This window comes from Marinobacter sp. DY40_1A1 (assembly GCF_016597815.1).
Lineage (GTDB): Bacteria > Pseudomonadota > Gammaproteobacteria > Pseudomonadales > Oleiphilaceae > Marinobacter > Marinobacter xiaoshiensis.
Genome location: NZ_VCHA01000006.1, coordinates 72977 through 93544 on the forward strand (window position 1 = coordinate 72977; position 20568 = coordinate 93544).

The 20568-nt window shown below is 55.7% G+C and carries 23 protein-coding genes; 13 read left to right on the top strand and 10 right to left on the bottom strand.

Annotated features, from left to right (window positions below; genetic code table 11):
• The first annotated feature begins 44 nt into the window (after positions 1-44).
• The gene (gene rsd / locus FFI61_RS15315) at positions 45-524 is read left to right on the top strand and encodes a sigma D regulator (protein ID WP_200203224.1); all 480 of its coding nucleotides are present in this window, start codon (positions 45-47) and stop codon (positions 522-524) included.
• A gap of 98 nt (positions 525-622) precedes the next feature.
• Here rsd and FFI61_RS15320 read toward each other — a convergent pair whose 3' ends face one another.
• The 3 genes from FFI61_RS15320 to FFI61_RS15330 form a co-directional block, all read right to left on the bottom strand.
• Positions 623-1357 (bottom strand): FKBP-type peptidyl-prolyl cis-trans isomerase, encoded by a 735-nt coding sequence (locus FFI61_RS15320; protein ID WP_200371644.1) that lies wholly within the window; start codon positions 1355-1357, stop codon positions 623-625.
• 160 nt (positions 1358-1517) lie between these two features.
• Positions 1518-1904 (bottom strand): DUF4124 domain-containing protein, encoded by a 387-nt coding sequence (locus tag FFI61_RS15325; protein WP_200203228.1) that lies wholly within the window; start codon positions 1902-1904, stop codon positions 1518-1520.
• Positions 1898-2458, bottom strand: coding sequence for a DUF2390 domain-containing protein (locus FFI61_RS15330; protein WP_227714974.1), 561 nt, complete (start codon positions 2456-2458; stop codon positions 1898-1900). Before FFI61_RS15330 ends, FFI61_RS15325 begins: the two co-directional genes overlap by 7 nt.
• Before the next feature lie 46 nt (positions 2459-2504).
• Between FFI61_RS15330 and FFI61_RS15335 the strand changes: the two genes are divergently transcribed.
• Positions 2505-4481 (top strand): ATP-binding cassette domain-containing protein, encoded by a 1977-nt coding sequence (locus FFI61_RS15335; RefSeq protein ID WP_200371645.1) that lies wholly within the window; start codon positions 2505-2507, stop codon positions 4479-4481.
• Positions 4482-4503: 22 nt separating this feature from the next.
• Here FFI61_RS15335 and ppx read toward each other — a convergent pair whose 3' ends face one another.
• Positions 4504-5985 carry an exopolyphosphatase gene (gene ppx / locus FFI61_RS15340; protein ID WP_227714996.1) on the bottom strand — a complete coding sequence of 494 codons (1482 nt, stop codon included), beginning with the start codon at positions 5983-5985 and terminating at the stop codon, positions 4504-4506.
• A 358-nt stretch (positions 5986-6343) separates the two neighbouring features.
• Between ppx and trxA the strand changes: the two genes are divergently transcribed.
• Positions 6344-6670, top strand: coding sequence for a thioredoxin TrxA (gene trxA, locus FFI61_RS15345; protein ID WP_100639177.1), 327 nt, complete (start codon positions 6344-6346; stop codon positions 6668-6670).
• A 58-nt stretch (positions 6671-6728) separates the two neighbouring features.
• Here the strand turns inward: trxA and FFI61_RS15350 are convergent, their stop codons facing one another.
• Positions 6729-7853, bottom strand: a complete 1125-nt coding sequence (locus tag FFI61_RS15350) for a putative sulfate/molybdate transporter (protein ID WP_200203242.1) — start codon at positions 7851-7853, stop codon at positions 6729-6731.
• 35 nt (positions 7854-7888) lie between these two features.
• A complete protein-coding gene (locus FFI61_RS15355; RefSeq protein WP_200371646.1) occupies positions 7889-8773 on the bottom strand; it encodes a helix-turn-helix transcriptional regulator in 885 nt (294 codons plus the stop codon).
• 117 nt (positions 8774-8890) lie between these two features.
• Here FFI61_RS15355 and FFI61_RS15360 point away from each other — a divergent pair, with 117 nt between their 5' ends.
• The 7 genes from FFI61_RS15360 (at position 8891) to FFI61_RS15390 (ending at position 14460) form a co-directional block, all read left to right on the top strand.
• The gene (locus FFI61_RS15360; protein WP_200203246.1) at positions 8891-9589 is read left to right on the top strand and encodes an ABC transporter permease; all 699 of its coding nucleotides are present in this window, start codon (positions 8891-8893) and stop codon (positions 9587-9589) included.
• A complete protein-coding gene (locus tag FFI61_RS15365; protein ID WP_200203248.1) occupies positions 9586-10329 on the top strand; it encodes an ATP-binding cassette domain-containing protein in 744 nt (247 codons plus the stop codon). The genes FFI61_RS15360 and FFI61_RS15365 overlap by 4 nt, the downstream gene beginning before the upstream one ends.
• Positions 10330-10361: 32 nt before the next feature.
• Positions 10362-11168 (top strand): substrate-binding domain-containing protein, encoded by an 807-nt coding sequence (locus tag FFI61_RS15370; protein ID WP_200371647.1) that lies wholly within the window; start codon positions 10362-10364, stop codon positions 11166-11168.
• A 65-nt stretch (positions 11169-11233) separates the two neighbouring features.
• Complete coding sequence (fdhD, locus tag FFI61_RS15375) at positions 11234-12103, top strand: formate dehydrogenase accessory sulfurtransferase FdhD (protein ID WP_200203252.1); 870 nt, start codon at positions 11234-11236, stop codon at positions 12101-12103.
• Positions 12096-12683: a molybdenum cofactor guanylyltransferase MobA gene (mobA, locus tag FFI61_RS15380; RefSeq protein WP_200371649.1), complete on the top strand. Its 588-nt coding sequence runs from the start codon at positions 12096-12098 to the stop codon at positions 12681-12683. The genes fdhD and mobA overlap by 8 nt, the downstream gene beginning before the upstream one ends.
• Positions 12680-13216, top strand: a complete 537-nt coding sequence (gene mobB / locus FFI61_RS15385) for a molybdopterin-guanine dinucleotide biosynthesis protein B (protein ID WP_200371651.1) — start codon at positions 12680-12682, stop codon at positions 13214-13216. Before mobA ends, mobB begins: the two co-directional genes overlap by 4 nt.
• Positions 13213-14460 carry a molybdopterin-binding protein gene (locus FFI61_RS15390; protein WP_200203262.1) on the top strand — a complete coding sequence of 416 codons (1248 nt, stop codon included), beginning with the start codon at positions 13213-13215 and terminating at the stop codon, positions 14458-14460. Before mobB ends, FFI61_RS15390 begins: the two co-directional genes overlap by 4 nt.
• On the opposite strand, the gene FFI61_RS15395 is transcribed toward FFI61_RS15390, so the two are convergent.
• From FFI61_RS15395 to FFI61_RS15410, 4 genes are read right to left on the bottom strand one after another with little or no spacing between them, the layout of a single operon-like run.
• The gene (locus tag FFI61_RS15395; protein ID WP_200203264.1) at positions 14461-14937 is read right to left on the bottom strand and encodes a DUF6505 family protein; all 477 of its coding nucleotides are present in this window, start codon (positions 14935-14937) and stop codon (positions 14461-14463) included. It abuts the gene before it with no gap.
• Positions 14934-15638, bottom strand: coding sequence for a biotin/lipoate--protein ligase family protein (locus tag FFI61_RS15400; RefSeq protein ID WP_200203266.1), 705 nt, complete (start codon positions 15636-15638; stop codon positions 14934-14936). Before FFI61_RS15400 ends, FFI61_RS15395 begins: the two co-directional genes overlap by 4 nt.
• Positions 15635-16483 carry an Mrp/NBP35 family ATP-binding protein gene (locus FFI61_RS15405; protein WP_200203268.1) on the bottom strand — a complete coding sequence of 283 codons (849 nt, stop codon included), beginning with the start codon at positions 16481-16483 and terminating at the stop codon, positions 15635-15637. The genes FFI61_RS15400 and FFI61_RS15405 overlap by 4 nt, the downstream gene beginning before the upstream one ends.
• A gap of 17 nt (positions 16484-16500) precedes the next feature.
• Complete coding sequence (locus FFI61_RS15410; RefSeq protein WP_310965304.1) at positions 16501-18378, bottom strand: 4Fe-4S binding protein; 1878 nt, start codon at positions 18376-18378, stop codon at positions 16501-16503.
• Between the two features lie 245 nt (positions 18379-18623).
• Here FFI61_RS15410 and FFI61_RS15415 point away from each other — a divergent pair, with 245 nt between their 5' ends.
• From FFI61_RS15415 to FFI61_RS15425, 3 genes are all read left to right on the top strand, one after another.
• Entirely contained in the window at positions 18624-19202 is a 579-nt protein-coding gene (locus tag FFI61_RS15415; RefSeq protein ID WP_200203272.1) for a DUF3305 domain-containing protein, read from the top strand.
• Positions 19202-19828, top strand: coding sequence for a DUF3306 domain-containing protein (locus FFI61_RS15420; protein ID WP_200371653.1), 627 nt, complete (start codon positions 19202-19204; stop codon positions 19826-19828). The genes FFI61_RS15415 and FFI61_RS15420 overlap by 1 nt, the downstream gene beginning before the upstream one ends.
• A gap of 107 nt (positions 19829-19935) precedes the next feature.
• Positions 19936-20547, top strand: a complete 612-nt coding sequence (locus tag FFI61_RS15425; RefSeq protein WP_200203276.1) for a molecular chaperone — start codon at positions 19936-19938, stop codon at positions 20545-20547.
• The last annotated feature ends 21 nt before the right edge of the window (positions 20548-20568 follow it).

The following is a 20568-nucleotide window of genomic DNA, read 5'->3' on the forward strand; positions in this document are numbered from 1 at the left end:
CGCCGGGGCTGAATGTCAGGATTTCCAAGCGGAGAGCAGGTGTCATGTTGGAAAATTGCCGAAATGCCAGGGAGCGCTGGGGTGGTGTCAGCGAACTTATTGACCGCTGGCTCAAGGATCGTCAGGAGTTGCTGGTTCATTACTGCGAGTTGTCCGGAGAAAGCGACTTCTCGCAAACAGAAGCCCTGAAGCAAAAGTTTGTCCGCTTGTGTGAAGTATTGGTGGACTATGTTTCGACCGGTCACTTTGAAATATACGAGCAGCTCGTCAGGGAGGCCCGAGAGTTCAATGATGGAGGTCTGGAGTTGGCCGGCAAGGTATACCCCCGTATTGAGCAAACCACAGAAGTAGCGCTCAATTTTAACGATCAGCTGGGGGAGGGTGATTTATCCGAACAGGACATCGCTGCCCTTTTTGAGCAGCTTTCTCATCTGGGCGAAACCCTGGAAAGCCGGTTTGAAATGGAAGACTTCCTGATACAGCATCTCCACACGGTGCATGCAGACAAAGTAGCATCGGCCTGATTTGATCAGGTAATAGAAAGGGATAAAAAAAGCCTCAGTAGCGTTAACGCTCTGAGGCTTTTTTGTGGCTTCAACCCAGCTGAAGACGGCTTGCCATATTACTCGGAAGCAGAGCCTTCTTCGCTTTCATCCGGGTTAATGGCCAGTAGCTCCACGTCGAACACCAAGGTCTCGTTGGGGCCGATTGCGCGGCTTCCGCCCGGGCCGTAAGCCAGGTCAGAAGGGATATACAGCTTGTAGCGGGCACCTTCGCTCATTAGCTGCAGGCCTTCGGTCCAGCCGGGAATGACCTGGTTCAGACCAAAGGTCACAGGCTCGCCCCGCTCACGGGAACTATCAAAAACCTCACCCGAGAGCAGTTCGCCGGTGTAGTGCACTTGCACCATATCGGTTGCGCTTGGTTTTGTGCCATTGCCTTCTTCCAGAATTTCGTACTGAAGGCCGGATTCGGTTGTTTCGATGCCGTCGCGCTCAGCATTTTCGGCAAGGAAGGTATCGCCGGCTTCGCGGTTTTTCTGGGCCAGCTCTTCAATTTGCTTGCTCTGCTCTTCCTGCAGTGTCTGCTGGTACTCCATCAGCGCTTGCTGGATTTCTTCGCGGCTCATGCGCTTGGCTTCTTCATCGCCAGCGTGTCCGTGCTGAATACCCTGGAGGAATTGATCCATTTGCAGGCTGGGCAGGTCATTGCCCATGCGCTCGCCCAGCACCAGGCCCATGCCGTAGCTGACTTTCTGGTCGGTGGATTCCAGCTGTGGGTCCGCCGGAGTTTCAGGAGGCGTTGAGCAGCCGGCAACCAAGCCGGTTATCGCCAATGCAAGCAGCGTCTTTTTCATTACATCATCCTTTTGGGTTATGACAGTTTTGTGGCGCAGTGGGCCGTGGCCCAGCAGTTGTGCTTAATCAGGTGAGAAAAGGTAGCGGGTTCTGGGCGCAGATTCCACTGAACATATGTTAAGGCGCTACAGATTGTTCTTTGTTGGAGCCTGTAGGCCCTCAACTTTCATTGTTAACAGCGCCAGGAGGGCTCAGAGAGAAGGGCGCGCTGTAAGGAGATTGCCAGTCGGTCTCAGGATTGGAGATTCTCGAGGGTGATCTTTGCTTGTCTATTCTTTCAATGGCCAGTGTGTTCCAGGGACCCTGTTCCGGTGGTTGGTCGGCGTAATGCCAATTGCCATCAGTATCCTTCCACTTGAATACAATGTCGGGGCCTTCTGTTGGGATTGGAGAGGGAACCAAGCCTTCAAATGCAGGTATTCCTGACTGCGTTTCTTTGGCGACAGGCTCCGATGCTTGCTCTGCTTCATTCAGGCCAAAGAACATAAGTAGCATCAGCAGCCCAAGGGCAGGGAAAGCCAGCCGGACAAGCCATTTGATCAGCATGGCTGAGTATCTCCCGAGGCAAAGGCAGACATAATGTCGCCTAACGCGTTAATTAACTGCCTGGACTCCGGAATTACACCGGGGGCCGGCGCTGCAGCGGCAAGGTTGGACTGGATGAGCTCGTCACATACGTACATGTTGCGTTGTTCCGGTTTCGGGTCCGCAAAAGACCGCCAGGCTAAAGCCAGTTCGATGCGCTCAGCCTCCAATTCAAGGCTGGCAAGGTTTGTGCGCAGGATATTGTAGGCTATCTGCGCCTTGGGTACCGACATGCGAATGGCTCGCAAGCTGCCGGTTACACGATCGCGCCACTCTGTTACCGTAGCCTCTTCGATACCGGTATATGCCCTGCCGTTGAGTGCAAGCCATCCCGCGCATAAAATTCGTGTTACGCTCCAGCCCTCATTTTGTAAGGCCAGACACGTTTCTTGTGCCAGCGAGTGCTGCCAGAATGCCAGCGCAAATCGCCAAAGCGGGTTGTCTGGCTCCAGGTCTGCCGGCAACTCCATGGTTTGTATAGATAAACCCTGGCTGGCTTGAAAGCTGGCTGGCATGGGCAGTGAACCGACTCTGACAATTTCACGTTGATTATATGACCGCATGTTAACGATAACCGATCTCAGTTTACAACGGGGTGGCGTCTGGTTGCTAGATTCTGTCGCTCTGACAGTGCAATCCGGCCAGCGCGTAGCAATTGTCGGGGCCAATGGTGCCGGTAAATCCAGTCTGTTTCAGTTATTACTGGGTCAGCTGTCACCCGAACAGGGTAGTGTGTCACTCCCTGGCGGTACCCGTATTGCCCACATGGCGCAGGAAGTTGAAGCGACAGGGCGAAGCGCCAGAGACTTTGTTCTTGATGGCGACATTGATCTGCGCCGGCTTGAACGAGAACTTGAGCAGGCTGAAGCCCGCGGCGACGACAATGCCGTTGCGCACATCCACGGCGAGCTGGATATACATGAAGCCTGGTCAGCAGCAAGACGCGCAGAAGCCCTTTTGCGGGGCCTGGGCTTTCAGAATGAAGACGCAGACCGACCTGTATCCGCGTTTTCTGGCGGTTGGCGCATTCGCCTGAATCTTGCACAGGCGCTGATGCGCCCCTCAGACCTTCTGTTGCTTGATGAGCCCACCAACCACCTGGACCTCGATGCCTGCCTCTGGCTCGAAAACTGGCTGCGCCGCTACGATGGCACCCTGTTGTTCATATCTCACGACCGGGACTTTATGGACCGGGTTGCCACCCACGTGGTGCATTTTGATCAGCGTAAGCTGGAGGTGTATACGGGTAATTACTCCGGGTTTGAGCTTCAGCGCAGCGAAAGGCTGGCGCAACAACAAGCAGGTTTTGAAAAGCAGCAAGCGAGAATTGCGGAGATACAGCGCTTCATTGATCGCTTTAAGGCCAAGGCCACCAAAGCCCGTCAGGCGCAAAGCCGGGTTAAATCGTTGGAGCGGATGGAGAAGATTGCCCCTGCGCATATCGATTCGCCGTTCAGTTTCGAATTTCCAATGGCAGACAAAGTATCTAACCCTCTGCTATCGATCAGGCACGGGCAGGCGGGGCACGGTGACACCACCATTCTCAGCAACATCAATCTGACTCTGTTGCCGGGCAGTCGCATAGGGCTTCTGGGACCAAACGGTGCCGGTAAGTCCACCTTGATGGATGCCTTGCTGGGGCAGGGTGAGCAGGGCGGTTCAAGCACCCTGCTGTCGGGCGAGCGAACCTGCGGTGAGCATCTGGCGATAGGCTATTTTGCTCAGCACCAACTGGAATCCCTGGATCTTGATGCCAGCCCCTTTCTGCACTTGCAGCGCCTGTCCCCGAAAGCCTCTGAACAGAGCATTCGTAATTTTTTGGGTGGCTTCGATTTTCACGGAGATGAGGCGCTAAGCCCTATTCGCTCCTTCTCCGGTGGTGAAAAGGCCCGGGTGGCCCTGGCGGTTATTGCCTGGCAAAAGCCTAACCTGCTCTTGCTGGATGAGCCCACCAACCACCTTGATCTGGAAATGCGCCAGGCATTGACCATGGCCTTGCAGAACTTTGAGGGTGCCATCGTGGTGGTATCCCACGACAGGCACTTGCTGCGTAACACAGTTGATGAATTCTGGTTGGTGAATGATGGCCGCGTTGTGGAGTACCAGGGCGACCTTGAAGATTACGAAGGCTGGCTGGCAGATCGCCGAAAAGACGATACTGAAGCACCAAAGCGGCAGTCGGCCGGCACCATGAACCCTGGAGGTATTGCAGGGGCTGAGCCAGACGCTGCTGTGGGAGAAAGTGCCGACGACAGGAAAGCCCGCAAGCGTGCAGAAGCAGCCTTGCGGCAAAAACTGAGTCCATACCGCAAGCGCCAGACTGCACTGGAAAAGCAGATGGATTCCCTGAATGAGGTGCTGAGCAATCTTGAAGCGGAGCTTGCCGATCCTGCAGTGTACAGTGATGCCTCGAAAGCCCGTTTGAAGGAGTTACTGGCCAAACAGTCAGATGCGAAAGGCAAACTCGAAGACACAGAAGCAGAATGGCTGGAGGTTAGTGAAACGGTCGAGGCTATGGAAGAGGAGCTGGGAGGGTAGCTGTACCTCTCCCAGCAACAGGTTAGCCGCCCGCCAGTTCGAGTACAAAGTTCTGCTTTGCGAGATATTCCTGTTCGTTCATCAGATCGGCATAGGTGAGCGGGCGCTCATCAAACCAGCATTCCGGGAACGTCAGCAGCAGGCCGTTTTCTCGTGGCTCCAGCGTGAAGGCGGGTGGCGGCTCCAGATTTCGTGAATGCTGGATCAGCACGGCCAACCGCACAAGAATACAGAGATGCCTGAGTCGCTCCAGATCACCGGGGTCGACCCCGTCAAAAATGGATGAGCTGAATTTGCGTCTATGGCCGCGCACCAGAATCGCCAGCTCCATTTGTGCCTGTTGTGTGAAGCCCGCCAGGTCAGAGTAGCGCAGCAGATAGGCACCATGTTTATGGTATTGGCTGTGGGAAATGGCCAGGCCAATTTCGTGCAGCCGGCAGGCCCAGCGCAGTGCCTCTTCATCGGCAGGGGTGTTCAGCCCCCAATGCTCGGCAATCTGCCCCCATGCAGCAACGGCCGTTGCCTCCACAGCAGCCCCGTGGCTCTGGTCAGCTTGATACCGCTCTTGCAGTGCTGAGATGCTGCGCTCCCGCACATCTTCATGCTTGATTCTACCGGCAATTCCGTACAACAGGCCTTCCCGAAGGGCACCGTCGGTATAGGTCATTTCCTGAATGTTCAGGGACTGGAACACACCCATGAGAATGGCAAAGCCGGCAGGGAAAATATTTTGTCGATCAGGCCGTAATCCCAATTCGCCGAGTTTTTCGACGCTGCCCATATCCACCAGTCGCCGACGCAGCTCCTCCATGGCACTCCAGGTGACGGTGCCATCGGTGATTTTCAGGGTTGCCAGTACGTTGCAAATGGCTTTGATTGAGCCGGATGCACCGACAGAGCTTTCCCATCCCACTGAGCGAAAACGCCTGCGAATTCCCAGTAGTTCCTGCTCGGCATGGGTAATAGCATTATCCATTTGCTTGCGGGTAATTCGGCCGTCGGCAAAATACCGGTTCCGGAAGGATACGCAGCCCATGTGCAGGCTTTCCAGCTCCTGGGGCTCAAAGCGTTCGCCAATTATCAGCTCGGTACTGCCGCCACCTATGTCGACCACAAGGCGCCGCCCGGCGTCGTCAGAGAGTGTGTGCGAAACCCCCAGATAGATAAGGCGAGCTTCTTCCCGCCCCGCAATGATCTCCGCCGGATAGCCCAGAACCTCCTCTGCCCGTGCGATAAACTGATTGGCATTGCGTGCCACCCGGAGCGCATTTGTACCTACAATCTGAACTCCCTCAGGGGGCGTACCGTTAAGTCGTTGGGCAAAGCGCCGCAGGCAGTCGAGGCCGCGTTGCTGGGCTTCTTCCGTCAGATAGTTGTCGGCATCAAGGCCGTCGCCCAGCTGAACTTTCTCGCCCATTCTTTCCATGGTTCGGATTTCGCCCTGTACTAGCCGGGCCACAACCATATGGAAACTGTTTGAGCCCATATCAATGGACGCAAGCATGTCTGGTTGCGCGGCCAGGTTTTCGGCGGAAGAAGTGTCCGTCACGGTGATCAGGATCCTTTGGTAAGAACTTGCGCGTACTATAAGCGATAATTCCGGGATATGTCAGTCAATACACCGTTGCGCCACAAGCGGAAAGGTGATCAATTTGATTGAGGTCAGAAGATTAGGGATTCAAGCCTGTGGATCTACTGCTTCACATACGCGGGACCAATCGCGTAAAGTAGTCGATAAAGTGATGGGGATGAAAGGGTGTTTTTCGAACAACGGCACCCCTAAAAACAGTCAACTGCACGAGCATTCAGGTGCCGGTGTAACCGCCGAAAGCCTGTTGTAGTGCATGAATCAGGAAAATGAAATGAGCGGAAATATTGTAAACGTAACGGATGCATCTTTTGAGCAGGACGTACTTCAGTCTGACGTGCCCGTGCTGGTAGATTACTGGGCGGAGTGGTGCGGACCTTGCAAAATGATAGCGCCTGTACTCGAAGAAATTGCCGACGAATACGCTGGTAAGCTGAAAGTCTGCAAGCTCAACATCGACGAAAACGAGCAGACTCCGCCCAAGTTCAATATCCGTGGTATCCCGACCCTGATGCTGTTCAAAAACGGCAACGTCGACGCTACGAAAGTGGGCGCACTGTCCAAATCCCAGCTGGCGGCATTCCTGGACAGCAATCTCTGATTTGCATCCTGGTTGCCAAAAACCGCCCCGGAGCTATGTTCCTGGGCGGTTTTTTCGTCTAGGCAATCTTTCGCCTGCGCAGCAAGGCAGTCCGAACAGTTTCCGCAGCGACTCCGGCCAGAAGCCCGAAAAACGGGTCGGTCCATACGGTTATCACGGCTGTTATGGCGATAACCGGCCAGCAGGAGGGTTTCGCCGTCCACAGGCGCTTGGACAAGGCTAGTTCAGCGGCTGCCACGAACAACAAAGCCCCAAGACCTGCCATCGGAATCGCCGCAATCATTGCGAGGCCGCCTGGTATCAAGGCAATCAGGAGCAAACTTGTGCCCAGCAGTACCGGCGCCATGCCGGTTCGAGCGCCGAAGCGGTGGTGAGCTGCCACGCCGCCGGCTCCATGACACATGGGTAAAGCGCCGAAGGGGACCAGAAAGAGATTGGCCAGGCCGGTAGAGATGGATAGCCGGGCGGGCGTGACGCGATGGGATTGCTCACCGAAGTAATCCCCAACCACCAAAGCCGTCAGAACGATGGCGTTGGTTAACGTAAGGGCCAATTGCGGCAGGACCAGCGTTGAGAGCCCTTGCTGCCAATCTTTAAAGCCCGGTAGTTCCGGCAATGAAAAAGCAACCGAATCTGCCGCAGGAAAAATGAGTCCTTGGGCGCCCAGCAAAGTACCGAGCGCAACAGAACCAATTAACCCTATCAGCGCTGCAGGCCAATGTGGCAACAGCTTGAGAGTAGCACCCAGTAATGCCAGCGTGACGATGCCCAAGGGCAAGGATGTGGCCATCAGGCCGACGCTCATGTGGGCCAGCATTAGCCCCAGACCCAACTGAAGCCCGCTCAATACTGATCGAGGTATCAGGCGCGCGGCCCCGTTAATCCAGCCGGTCACACCGAGAATCAGCAATATGCCCCCTATGAGAACACCGCTGGCTACCAGGCTCTGGGGGCTCACCTGAGTGGTTAATAACAGCGCAGCAACTGCTTTCATAGGCTGCACAGGTACCGGCAGGCGGTAATACAGTCCCGTCGCGATATAGAAAATGGCAAAACCCAGCAGCACTGGAACCGGTGCCAGCCCCGCCACCCCAACAGCTCCGAGACCCAAGGGAATCAGAGTGCCAAGATCCCCCAAGGCTCCACTGGCGTTTTTCACCAGGTTTTTATGCACGGAAGGCATGATTAATCCGCCTGTATTGTTGTTATGGGCGCTGTTCAAGCGTTATAGACGACTTTCCCCAGTTCACTGATATCGTAACCACCGAGTGTTTCAGCGCGTTGTCTGAAGCGGGCACTGCGGGCAAACGCCAGCAAATGTTGGATCGCCGATTCAAAATAATGGCGTCGACGCATCGCCAGGTCAAAGTGCTCTTGTTGCAGGGGAATAAATGCCAATCCCTGGCGCCGCGCCGCTGCTTCTATCCCTATCCCGATATCTGCCTCGCCCTGACGAATAGCCAAGGCCAGATCGTCCTCACTGAGTGATGGGTGAGGGGCCCATGTAAGTTGGCGGGCATCGATGCGGTGTTGAGTCAGCAGGCTTTGCAGCAAGTGACTGACGCCCGCGTCTGGCTGTCGGTGCGCTACGCGTATGCCTGGGCGTGCTATATCCCCAAGCCGCTCGAGTCCATGTGGGTTATCGGTTGCCAGCAGGAGCCCTTGTTGGCGCTTTGCCCAGCGAATCAGCACCAGATCACGCATACCGCTCAAGCCCAAGGTGTCAGGATCGTTGTAATTCTGACTGTCAGCATGCCAGATGTGCATGCCCGCGAGCATTGCCCGCCCGTCAACCAGTCTTTGCACGCCATCGCCGCTGCCCTGGCATAACAAAGCCAGTTCTGCGTTGCTCTCCTTTAAAGCCCATTCCAGCAATGGATCCTGGCTACCGGCAAGAACGGGAGGGATGGGAGAGCTGACAGCATCGTCGCCCTCCAGATGGTTCATCAGCCATAAATCAATCCGCTGCCGTGGGAACAGAAGCTTCCCCGTTACACGCACACAGGGGATAACGCCCTGACTGACCAGGTCATAGACCTTGCGTTCTTTCAGGCGCAAGTACTCGGCAGCTTCAGCCGTGGTGAGGTAGGCGGGGAGGGGCATCTATCTCTCCTGCAGGATAAATACAGCGTAAGGCTGTTTTGGGCTGCATATTTTTCAATACGCTGTGCAAAGCGTATCCATAAGCGCCACGATGCTCAAGATCAAGGAGTCGCAGCTGTGGAAAATAATGCGTTTTACGTAGCACTATCGCTACTGTTAAATCTCGACGCTTCGCTCTTTCAGATCGTGGCGCTCTCACTTCAGATTTCACTTCTCGCAGTGCTGATTGCGGCAGTGCTGGGTTTCCCTTTGGGGGCTGCGGTGGCGATATGGCGTTTCCCCGGGCGCGGCGGAATGATTGTTGCCCTCAACGCACTGATGGGACTGCCACCGGTTGTGGCCGGGCTTATGGTGTATTTGCTGCTATCGCGCGCTGGCCCGCTTGGAGAGTGGGGGCTGCTGTTTACACCAGGCGCTATGATATTTGCGCAGGTGGTGCTGGTATTACCTATTCTGGCAGCACTTTCCCGGCAGAAAGTGGAGGAGCTTCTGGGTGAATACAGGGAGCAGTTTGTTTCACTGGGCATGTCACACTCACGCATGATGCCCACTCTGTTGTGGGACGCACGTTTTGCGCTGCTAACCGTTCTGCTTGCCGGCTTTGGCCGCGCCAGTGCCGAGGTGGGTGCTGTAATGATGGTGGGCGGCAATATTGATGGCGTTACTCGGGTAATGACCACCTCCATCGTCCTGGAAACCGGCAAGGGTAACCTGCCTCTTGCACTGGGTCTGGGCATTGTCCTGCTCACGCTGGTGATGCTGATCAATGCTGGCGCCTATCTGGTGGGTGAGTTGACCAGGAGGCGGGTAGGGTGACGGCCTTTCAGGTTCCACGTCTCGCGTCGTCCATCCTGTCTCCGTCACCGGAGCTCTGCTTTAAGGATGTCAGCTTCAGCCATGAGGACAAGGTGCTGTTGGGGCCTTGCTCATTTACCCTCAAAGGCGCCGGTCCCACTCTTGTGATGGGTCCTAATGGAGCGGGCAAAAGTCTTCTGTTGCGGCTGTCACATGGCCTGCTTCTGCCGACCCAGGGGCAGATTACATGGTCAGGTGAGATTCGGCCTCGTCAGGCGATGGTCTTTCAGCAACCTGTGCTTTTGCGTCGTTCGGCTGTTGCTAATCTGATTCACGCTTTGGCAGTTAATAACGTGCCCCGCAGAGAGCGCGTAAAGCTGGCGCACGATGCGCTTGAGCGTTTCGGCCTCACCGCCTGCTGTAATACGCCGGCTCGGGTACTTTCTGGCGGTGAGCAACAGCGCCTGACACTGGCGCGGGCCTGGGTACTTTCACCACAGGTGCTGTTTTTGGATGAACCCACCTCCGCGCTCGACCCGGCGGCGATTAAAGCCGTGGAGGCGGCCGTACATGAGTTTCATCAGCGAGGAACCCGCATTGTGATGACCACCCATGATCTGCATCAGGCAAAGCGACTCGCCGGGGACATCCTTTTTCTGTCGGGCGGGAAGGTGCGTGAGCACAGCCCGGCCGAAGCATTTTTTGAAAAACCCGTCTCGCGAGAGGCGCAGGCGTACATGGCAGGAGAACTGGTCGAATAATTCGGCCCTTCAATAAAAAAGGAGAAAACAAGATGAAGAAGACGTTAAATTTGTTGCTCGCGGGTGTAGCCAGCATGGGCCTCGCGTTTGCCGCTTGCGCTGAGGATTACATCACTCTGGCATCAACCACATCAACCGAGAATTCAGGGCTGTTCGCATCCATTTTGCCGAAGTTTGAAGACACCACTGGCATTCAGGTTCGCGTGGTTGCCGTGGGTACTGGTCAGGCTTTTGAAATTGCCCGTCGCGGTGATGCCGATAGCCTTCTGGTCCACGACACCGCAGGCGAAAAACGCTTTGTCGAGAATGGCTTTGCCACCGAGCGGGCCGATGTCATGTACAACGACTTCGTATTGATTGGCCCCGCCAATGATCCTGCCAATATCAGGCAGGCCCAGAGCGCAGAGGAGGCTTTTGCAGCGATCGCCAAGGCCGAGGCACCGTTTGCGTCACGCGGTGATGACAGCGGCACCAACCGTGCCGAGTTGAGGCACTGGAAAAACGCCGGCGTTGATCCTGACGGCGACTGGTACCGCGAACTGGGCAGTGGAATGGGGCCAACGCTCAATACTGCAGCTGCAATGGATGCTTATGTAATGTCGGATCGCGCTACATGGGTGGCTTTTGGTAACCGCCAGAACCTGACCCTGCTTTTCGAAGGTGATAAGGTGTTGTTCAATCAGTATGGCAGCTTGCTGATGTCTGAAGAGAAACATCCCCATCTCAAGCATGACCTTGCACAACAGTGGCATAACTGGCTGATCTCCGAAGACGGCCAGCAGGCGATTGCCGACTTCAAGGTGGACGGGCAGCAGCTGTTTTTCCCGAATGCCAAATAGGCTAATCTCTGGCATTATCCGAACACATTCCACTCGGGGCCGTCCATGAGGCGGCTTTAGCAAACATGACGATTGACCTCATACTTCCAGATCCTGAAGATCCTCGCCTGTCCCGTGCCGTTGAGGGTGTTGATGAAAACGGCCAGGGCAAATCAATCAGGGTAATAGAAGAGCGGCCCCTGACTATCTACCTGAATAGCCAGGAAATCGTCACGGCCATGACCATCGGCGATCACCCGGAGTATCTGGCGCTCGGCTTTTTGCTGAATCAGGGTATGCTGAAAAAGAGCGACCAGATCACCGGGATTGATTTCGACGAAGAACTTGAAGTTGTCGTGGTTCGTACGGCGGGCGTTACCGATGTCGAGGATAAGCTGGAAAAGAAAACCCGTACCTCGGGTTGCGCTGTGGGTACGGTTTTTGGTGACATGATGGCTGGGCTTGAGGGGCTGACACTGCCGGACACGCCAGTACACACCAGCACCTTTTACGATCTGTCCTACCAGATTAACCACACGCCCAGCCTGTACATGGAAACCGGCGCCATTCATGGCACGGCTTTGTGTCAGGGCCGCAAAGTCCTTGCCTACATGGAAGACGTGGGGCGCCACAATGCGGTCGACAAGATCGCAGGCTGGATGTACCTGAGCGGTGTCCCGGCAGCAGACAAAGTTCTCTACACCACCGGGCGCTTAACCTCTGAAATGGTGATCAAAACGGCGCTGATGGGCATCCCGACCCTGATCAGCCGGTCGGGCTTTACGGCCTGGGGTGTCGATATTGCACAGCAGGTCGGGTTGACGCTGATCGGGCGGATGCGAGGCAAGAAATTTACCTGCCTCAGTGGCCAGCATCGCTTGGTGTTTGACCAGGATTTGTCCCTGGTGCCGGACGAAGACAAAAAACAGCGTCGAAAAGGGGCAGTGCATGACTGAGTGCGCGGTTATTCTGGCAGGTGGCCAGGCAAATCGGATGGGCGGTGGCGACAAAGGTCGCCTGATGCTGGGCGACAAGTCATTAATTGACCGTGTCATTGAGCGAATTTCTCCGCAGGTTGAGGCTATTGTACTGAATGCCAACGGGGATCTGAGCCGGTTCGACGACCTGAATTTACCTGTGGTGCCCGACTCTATCGGCGACTTTCCGGGGCCTTTGGCCGGTGTTCTTGCGGGAATGGATTGGGCAGCGGAGCGGGGCCATGAATGGCTGATCAGCGTCGCAGCTGATACGCCTTCGTTCCCCAGGAATCTGGCAGACCGGCTGGCCGCGTACGATACGCCTGTGGTGCTGGCTGCCACGCCAGACCCGGTGCGCGGTCGACTGCCCCAGCCGACCTTTGGCCGCTGGCGGGTCTCGTTGCGGGATGAATTGCGAGCAGCGCTGAACGACGGAGTGCGCAAAATCCGTCAGTGGACTCAAACCCAGGGCGAAACTCTGGTGGTTTTTAATGAAGGCGACTTTTTCAACATCAATACGCCAGAAGACCTGGCCTGGGCGGAGAAAAATCTCAAGTGAATGTTATCGGCATCGTGGGCTGGAAAAACTCCGGAAAAACCACTCTGGCCAGTGCATTAATTCGTGAGCTTTCCGGCAGAGGGTTAACCGTCAACTCGATCAAGCACGCCCATCACATGGTGGACGTGGATCAGCCTGGTACTGACAGCTACAAACACCGCGAAGCTGGCGCCCAGGAGGTCATCCTGGCCGGTGGTCAGCGTTTCGCCATCATGCACGAACTCCGGGGAGCCAAAGAGCCTACGCTGGATGTATTGCTGGCTCGCCTGGGGTCGTGTGACTGGGTAGTAGTAGAGGGTTTCAAAACACACACACACCCTAAAATTGAGGTTCATCGCCGGAAAAGTTCGGGCTCGCCTCTTTTTAGAGAAGATAAAAGCATTGTGGCTGTTGCTGCAGACTACCCGGCTGACTTTCAGGGACCCGTGCTCGACGTAAACGATGTAACCGCTATTGCAGACTTTGTTCTGAGCCGTGAAAAGCCACCGTCGGTATCCTCGGATACCAAACCATCGGATGCACAAAATCCATGAGTATGCTTCGTAACGACTGTTTTGCACTCCCCCCTGGAGTTAACTGGACGCCGGTCGAAGAGGCGCTGGAGCGGCTGCGGTCACGCTTGCACCCCGTAGTGGATGTGCAACGCTCAGTTCCGCTGGCAGAAATTAATGGACGTATTCTGGCAAGCGACGTTTATGCGCCGCGAGCTCACCCCCCAAGTGATAACTCTGCGGTTGATGGCTATGCCTTTGCCGGCCCGCTAACGGAGGTGCCCAGCATTCTGCCTCTCGTGGAAGGTCGCAGTGCCGCCGGAGAGCCTTATAAGGAGCGAGTGCCCGAGGGGTATGCTATACGGATTCTGACCGGCGCGGTCATTCCGGACGGCACGGATACGGTCGTCCTGGAGGAAGACAGCGAAATCACCGATGGCCGGTTGCACCTGAACGGCACCTTGAAAGCCGGTGCCAATGCCCGCAGAGCGGGTGAGGACATCAAGGTTCAGGACAAGATTCTCACTGCGGGAACCCGACTGAACCCAACCCATATTTCGGTGCTCGCAAGTGTGGGGGTCGAATCAGTTGATGTGTATAACCGGCTACGGGTTGGCGTGCTATCAACGGGTGATGAGGTAAAGCCGGTAGGCGCAGCGGTTACGGACTGGCAGATATACGACGCCAACCGCCCGATGCTGAGCGCTTTGATTACGCAGCTTGGTTATGAGTTGGTTGATCTTGGCCATGTGCTTGACCGCCCGGAAGAAGTGAAGGCCGCGTTGGTGCGGGGAGCGGAGGAGTGCGATCTGGTCCTGACCAGCGGGGGAGTGTCTGCCGGTGACGAAGACCGGGTTTCTGAAGCCCTGAAAGAGCACGGCGAAATCAGCAACTGGCGCATCGCTATCAAGCCCGGAAGACCGCTGGCACTTGCCATGTACCAAGGAACACCTGTGGTAGGCTTGCCGGGTAACCCTGTGGCTGCCTGGGTTTGTGCGCTGAGGTTTGGCGCACCGGCGATGGCTTTGCTGGCCGGGGCGGAGTGGTTTGAACCCCAGGGTTATCTTGTGCCGGCCAATTTTTCGAAGAACAAAAAACGAGGCCGCAGTGAGATGCTGCGGGCCCGGATTCGGGAAGGGCAGGTTGAGGTATTCGGATCTGAAGGCTCTGGTCGGGTAACCGGACTGGCTTGGTCTGAAGGCCTGGTAGAGCTGGATGAGGCCGCCATGCAAATTGAGCCGGGCACCCCTGTACGGTTTATTCCATACGGCAGCTTCGGGCTTTGATCAGTCAACGCTGCCATGGACCGCAAATGCCTCGAGTGAGGCATCTTGCGGTGCCCGGGAACGGTAGGTTTCCTCTACACCCAGCTCGGTCAGCGTGCGGCTGACCATCAGCAGAGTGTTGTCCTCGAAGTCCTCGCACATAGCTCGCATCTGATCGATCTCATCACAGGCCACAGTGTAGGCCGCGTCAAAATCCGGTGCTCCGTAGTGGTCAACAAATGTCTGGGCCAGGGCGGCCCGAATCTGCTCAAGCTCCGCGTCAGTAATATTACACACGCCAACAAAGCTGGCGCGACCGCCAGACTCAATGCTGTACCAGCCATTACTGAAGGCCTGGCGCGCTTTGCCCTTCAGTTCCGCTTCAGACCAGTTAGAGAACTCAAAGCCGCCGGAGATCGCCCATTCGCCGCTGGGTGCAGGTTTCTCAAATACGTTTTCGTCGGATATATCCAGCTGCAGGGTTCTGGCCAGTTTCATACGTGCTCCGCGAATTCAATCAAGCTCAATGTCTCGGTCATCACATCCTGACGCAACAGCATCCGGCCTTTTTCATCCAGGCCAACAAAGAGGCCCGGCCTTGGCCGCTCCACCGACTTGCCCAGCGTGTCGCAACGCGGCCGCCATTCCTTGTGCACGCGCTCAAAGCCACTGTCCATGAAATACGTCAACCATAAAAGCGTGTGCTTGGACCAGCTCTCCAGCAATGCCATGGGCGTCATATCAACGCAGCCTTCCTCGTAAAGACAGGTTTCGTCCGGATTATCTCCAGGCTCGTTAGCCTCCTGAATGAAAGGCACAGTGATGCCGATGACCAGCCAGTTTGGATGAGCCAAAGGGTCTGAAACATCCGCAGCGAATCGAATGCTGCCACAGAGGGCGCCATTGACCTTGATTCGGTCAGGCCATTGAAAATGCACCGGTACTTCAGGTGGCGCCAGAGCGCCAAGGCTCTCGGCAAGGCCTATCTGGGCAACGTAGACTGCTTGAACGGCCTCTTCCAGGGTCGTTTCCGGTGCCAGCACCAACGCCGCCCGCAAGGTGTCGGCTGCCTCAGAGTAAAATACCATGCCTGAATCAACACCTGCGATGGCCCGGCTGACCGCCTTGTTAAAGGGATCGATATGCCTGGGCACTACTTCTCCGGTGAGCAAAGGAGGGAACTGGGGTGATACAGTCATTGGATAGCCCGGGCGTATAATTCGGAGGCAACAATTTCATCCGCGATGCGCTGGAAACTCATCGCTTGAGGACTATTTGGCTTTGATACCACAATCGGAACGCCGCCGTCCGAACCGATTCGGATATCCAGATCCAATGGAATCTCGCCAAGGAAAGGCGCACCCAGTTTTTCAGCCTCTGCCCGCGCACCACCATGTCCGAATGGATGGTGCTCTTTATTGCACCCGTCACAGATGAAAGAGGCCATGTTTTCGATCAAGCCAAATAGCGGCACGTCCATTCGCTTGAACATATCAATGCCCTTGCGAGCGTCCATCAGTGCAATATCCTGGGGTGTTGATACGACAACCGCGCCGGCAACGAAAAACTTTTGGCTCAGAGTCATCTGAACATCGCCGGTACCCGGCGGCAGATCGACTAACAGCACATCGAGTCGCCCCCACTCTACCTGGTTCATCATCTGTTGCAGCGCACCCATCAACATGGGCCCCCGCCAGACTATGGCTTCATCCTCTGGTGCCATCAGTCCCAGGGACATCAGGGTAACCCCGTGATTTCTCAAAGGCAGAATGGTGCTCCCATCCGGGCTGGAAGGACGACCGGAAACACCCAGCATACGGGGTTGGCTGGGGCCGTATACGTCGGCGTCCAGAAGGCCAACCTTGAGACCTTTTGACGCCAGGGCAACGGCCAGATTGGACGAAACCGTGGATTTGCCAACGCCACCCTTGCCTGAAGCAATGGCGATGATGCGATCAACGCCTCTGGGATTTTTGTCCTGAGGCCGGGGTGCGTCCGTTCCAATCAGATTCGGTTTTTTACCAACTTCGGTGTACTCGACCATGGTGTATCCCGTTGTTATCAACTGTCCAGATAGTCATCGCTGGTTCGGATTCGCGGCCGCTCACCGCCCGCCATGGGAGCGCTGTCTCCATGGAACTGAGCCTTGACCCGGCAGTCGTCACACATCTTGATGAGCTGGACATTGTCAGAGTTCTTGTACATCCAGTGCTGGTTTTCCAGCTTCTCGATGATTCGGTTGATGGTGCTTGCAACGCCAAATGGAGTGCCACATTTAATGCACTCGAAAGGATCTTCTCCGTGCAAAACCCGGGCGCTCAATGCTGCCTTGGACACATCCAGCCGGGGCTGCAGGGTAATAGCCGTTTCCGGGCAGGTGCTGTCGCAGATACCACACTGAACACAGGCGTTTTCCGTAAACTGAACCTCCGGGCGGCCCCCGTGATCGCCAAGTGCGCCGGTCGGGCACAGTGATACGCAGGCCAGACAGAGCGTGCACTTATCCGAATCAATTTCGATCGCTCCATAAGGTGCGCCCGCCGGGAGCGGAATCGGCTCTTCAATTTTGTCTGACATGGCTGCGACCGTCACTCGCGTGATGTCACGGCGACCGCCGACCAGCAATACAGGATCACTCACCCGCCCCGCATTGGCACCGGCATCGCAAAGTTCAATTGCGGAGATAACCCGTGCCCGGCTTGGCGAGTTGTGAGTGCCCTGAAGCAGCGCCTGGGCCAGTTCAACTTCCGCAGCCACCATCCGCTCATCCAATTCGTTGTCCGCCAGGATGAGCACCTCGGCATAGCCGGCGCCGAATGCCGCCATTATTTCAGCATGGCCAATCCGGTCTATATGCTCCAGCCCAATCGGCAGCAGGTCATCTGCCAGCCCGTCATCGTATCGCGCCAGGTTGGCAATGGCTTCTGTTCCAGCATCCAGGGAATGAAACACCAGTCGCGGAGATTCGCTGGTATGTTCCCGATAGACCTTTGCCATCACCTCCGCGACCTTGGTGATCGCCTCGAATGAGGTTTCGTTCATGGTAATTGCGGAAGTGGGGCAAACGGCAGCGCAGGCTCCGCAGCCGGCGCAAATATCCGAATCGATCTGGATATGGTCGCCTGCAGAAAAAATGGCTTCTGTGCAGCACACATCCAGGCAGCGTGTACAACCGGGTTTGCTGGCCCGGGAGTGGGCGCACAGGGATTCTTCCAATCTGAAATATACGGTCTTTTCGAATTCACCAACCCGTTCCCGGGCTGTCAGGGCTATGCGCTCCAGTTCGCCAGTCTTCTTAGGGTCAGCCCAGAAATAGCCGTTGCGTTTCTCATGACTCGGAAATGCCGGGGCACCGCCCCTCAGGTCGATAAATACATCGCATTCGCTGCGGGCGGTAGGCTTTGTTTGGCCATAACCCAATTCACCCCGCCCGGCCGGGTTCAGGGTTTGCAAGCGGGCAAACTCCAGTTTGAAATTGCCAAGTGCGCCGTAGGCGCTCGTCAGTTGACCCTTTGCAACATCGTAAGCCGCGGAGGGCAGTTGAATCGGACCGGCATCATTAACAATGCAGGTAACTCCCAGCTCGTCCTGAACCAGCTCGGCCATTCTGATGGCCTGCTCGGTGGGGCCGACAATGCAGCAGATGCCGTTGGACTCAATGGTTTTCGACGGTGCTATGGGCGACGGCAGTTGGGCAGCGGCAATCAGAGCGGCCTGCTTGGCATGCTGGCGCTCTGGCTTTGCATTGGAAGCGCTCCAGCCGGCTCTGTCCCTGATATCAATAGTATGGAAAGGCGCGGCGTGATTATGTTCGGCGAACAGGTCTTCAGACAGGCGTTCGAACAGGGCTGACTGCTGGCTGCATGCAATGAGCACCTCATTGTCTGCACCGAGATGTTCAGCGGCGACGCCTAATTCTGTGCCACACAGTTGATCCACTGCAATCACCTGCGTCGCAGCGGCGGCCTTCTGAAGTGCCTTTGGATCAAAAGACTGTGTCTTGTCACAACTACATAAAAGTAGGGTCTTGTATGCCGTCATCAGGAGTTTGACTCTCTCGTTGTTTTTTACATGCTCTCACCGAATTTGCTAATCGAGCATGCCACAGCCATTTACTTTTGGACAGTTGGATAATCGCTGGGGCCCTGCTATTTTGGGCTTACAAGAAAACAATGAGAATTGCCATGAGTAGTCGGACAGGTCATTGGAGACGCGAATTACAGGTAGGCGCCGTTGTTCGCAGGTCACCGGGGGTGACGCGCTGGGTGCGAGAGATCTGGAAACCGGTAGCTGTGATCCCGGGTGCGCCGGAAGCCTTCTGGAAGGAGCTGGTGCGCGAAGGGGAAGTGGTCGATTATCACGCTGGCACAGTCACGATGGAGCTGTTTCGCGCCGATGTTGAGGGTTACCTGGTATCCCTGAATATGGCGACTCCTTCTGTGTGGATCGTAATGGACAGGGATGTCACGAGCCAATCGCCATCTGGCTGGGTTGTCAGTACCGTCACCGCCAGTGCCCATGAAGCGCTGGATTCTCTCGATAGTGGCGAAAGTATTGTCGAAGCAGTTCCCATTCCAGAGTCTCTTGCGGCCTGGATTATGGAGTTTGTCGACATGCACTATATAGAGGAGCCTTTCAAGAAACGCCGCCGAGACGAGGTTCGTGTTGATGGGTCTGAAGATGCGAAAGGCGATCCACGTATCCGTCAGCAGAGTGATGTCTATCGCGCACCTGCCAACATCAAAAAACCGAGGCTTCAGTAATGGCCGAGTCACGTTTACAGCGTTGGTCGCGTCAAAAAGCAGAAGCTGCCAGGCAACCGGAGTCTTCGGCTACTCCGGTCGTTGCAACCGAGCCATCACCAGAGGCGCAGGAACTCGCTATCAATGAGGCCCTGCCAGAGCATGAAGTGCTTGCGAAGTACGGATTGCCAGACCCGGACGCCATCAAGCTGGGCACCGACATCACCGGATTCATGCGAAAAGAAATCCCCGATCTCTTGCGTCGCAAAGCCCTCCGGGCGCTATGGAAATCCAACCCTGTGCTTGCGGTGCTGGATGGCCTTAATGATTACGATGAAGACTTCACTGCATCAGGTCCTACGATAAAAGGCGCGAAGACCCTGTACAAGGTTGGACAGGGGTTCATCGATAGAGCCAAAAAAGCCGACGAATCAATTGAGGATCAGGCTGAAGAGCCGGCTGGCATTGTGGATAATGTCAGACCTCCAGAGGTTGTCAAACCCCCTAAGCCAGACGTTCGCCTTGAAACCGGGAACGCTTCTGCTCAATCAGAGGTTGCTGTGGCGCGACAGGTGAAAAACGAACCGAATCAATTGGATGAGAGTCAGGCACCACGCTTTCGGCCCCGAATGCGTTTCGACGATTAACGGCAAAGATTTCAGTTATTGGCGAGCTACAGCAAAATTCACCACTAGCTCATTGTGTGTACTAGACTGATAGTGCAGATTGCAGATAAAAATTAAAGGAACACGATTTGACTAACACTGCAGAAATACAGTGCCCGCGTTCGATAACTGATGAAGATCGTGCCCGCGCTCAGATTTATCAGTTGCTTGGGGTTTTGCTTTCCGGCCCACCCTCGAGTGAGCTACTGAAAGGGTTGGCGTCATTGCAGGGTGATGACACCCCTTTGGGCGGGGCTTCCAAAAACCTGGCAGTGCTTGCGGAGCGGACGAATCCCTATGACGCTGAACGTGAGTACAATAATCTTTTTGTCGGGCTTGGCCGCGGTGAATTACTTCCTTACACCAGTTACTATCTGACTGGCTTTTTGAACGAAAAGCCGCTTGCGGAACTGCGTGCTGACCTCATGGCAAGGGGTATCAAAGCCCGCAGCGATGTAAAAGAGCCTGAAGATCATATCGGAACCCTGTGCGAAATCATGGCCGGCATCATTACCGGCGAGTTTCCCTGCGACAGTGACCTGCCATCGCAAAAAGCTTTTTTTGACGCACACCTGGCAAAGTGGGCGGAACTATTTTTTACGGATTTGGAAGAAGCGCAAAGCGCCATCTTCTATGGTCCTGTGGGCTCGCTCGGGCGGGCCTTTATGGCTATAGAAGCAGATGCTTTTGCAATTCAGTAACCGGAATCTGAGCGATTCCTT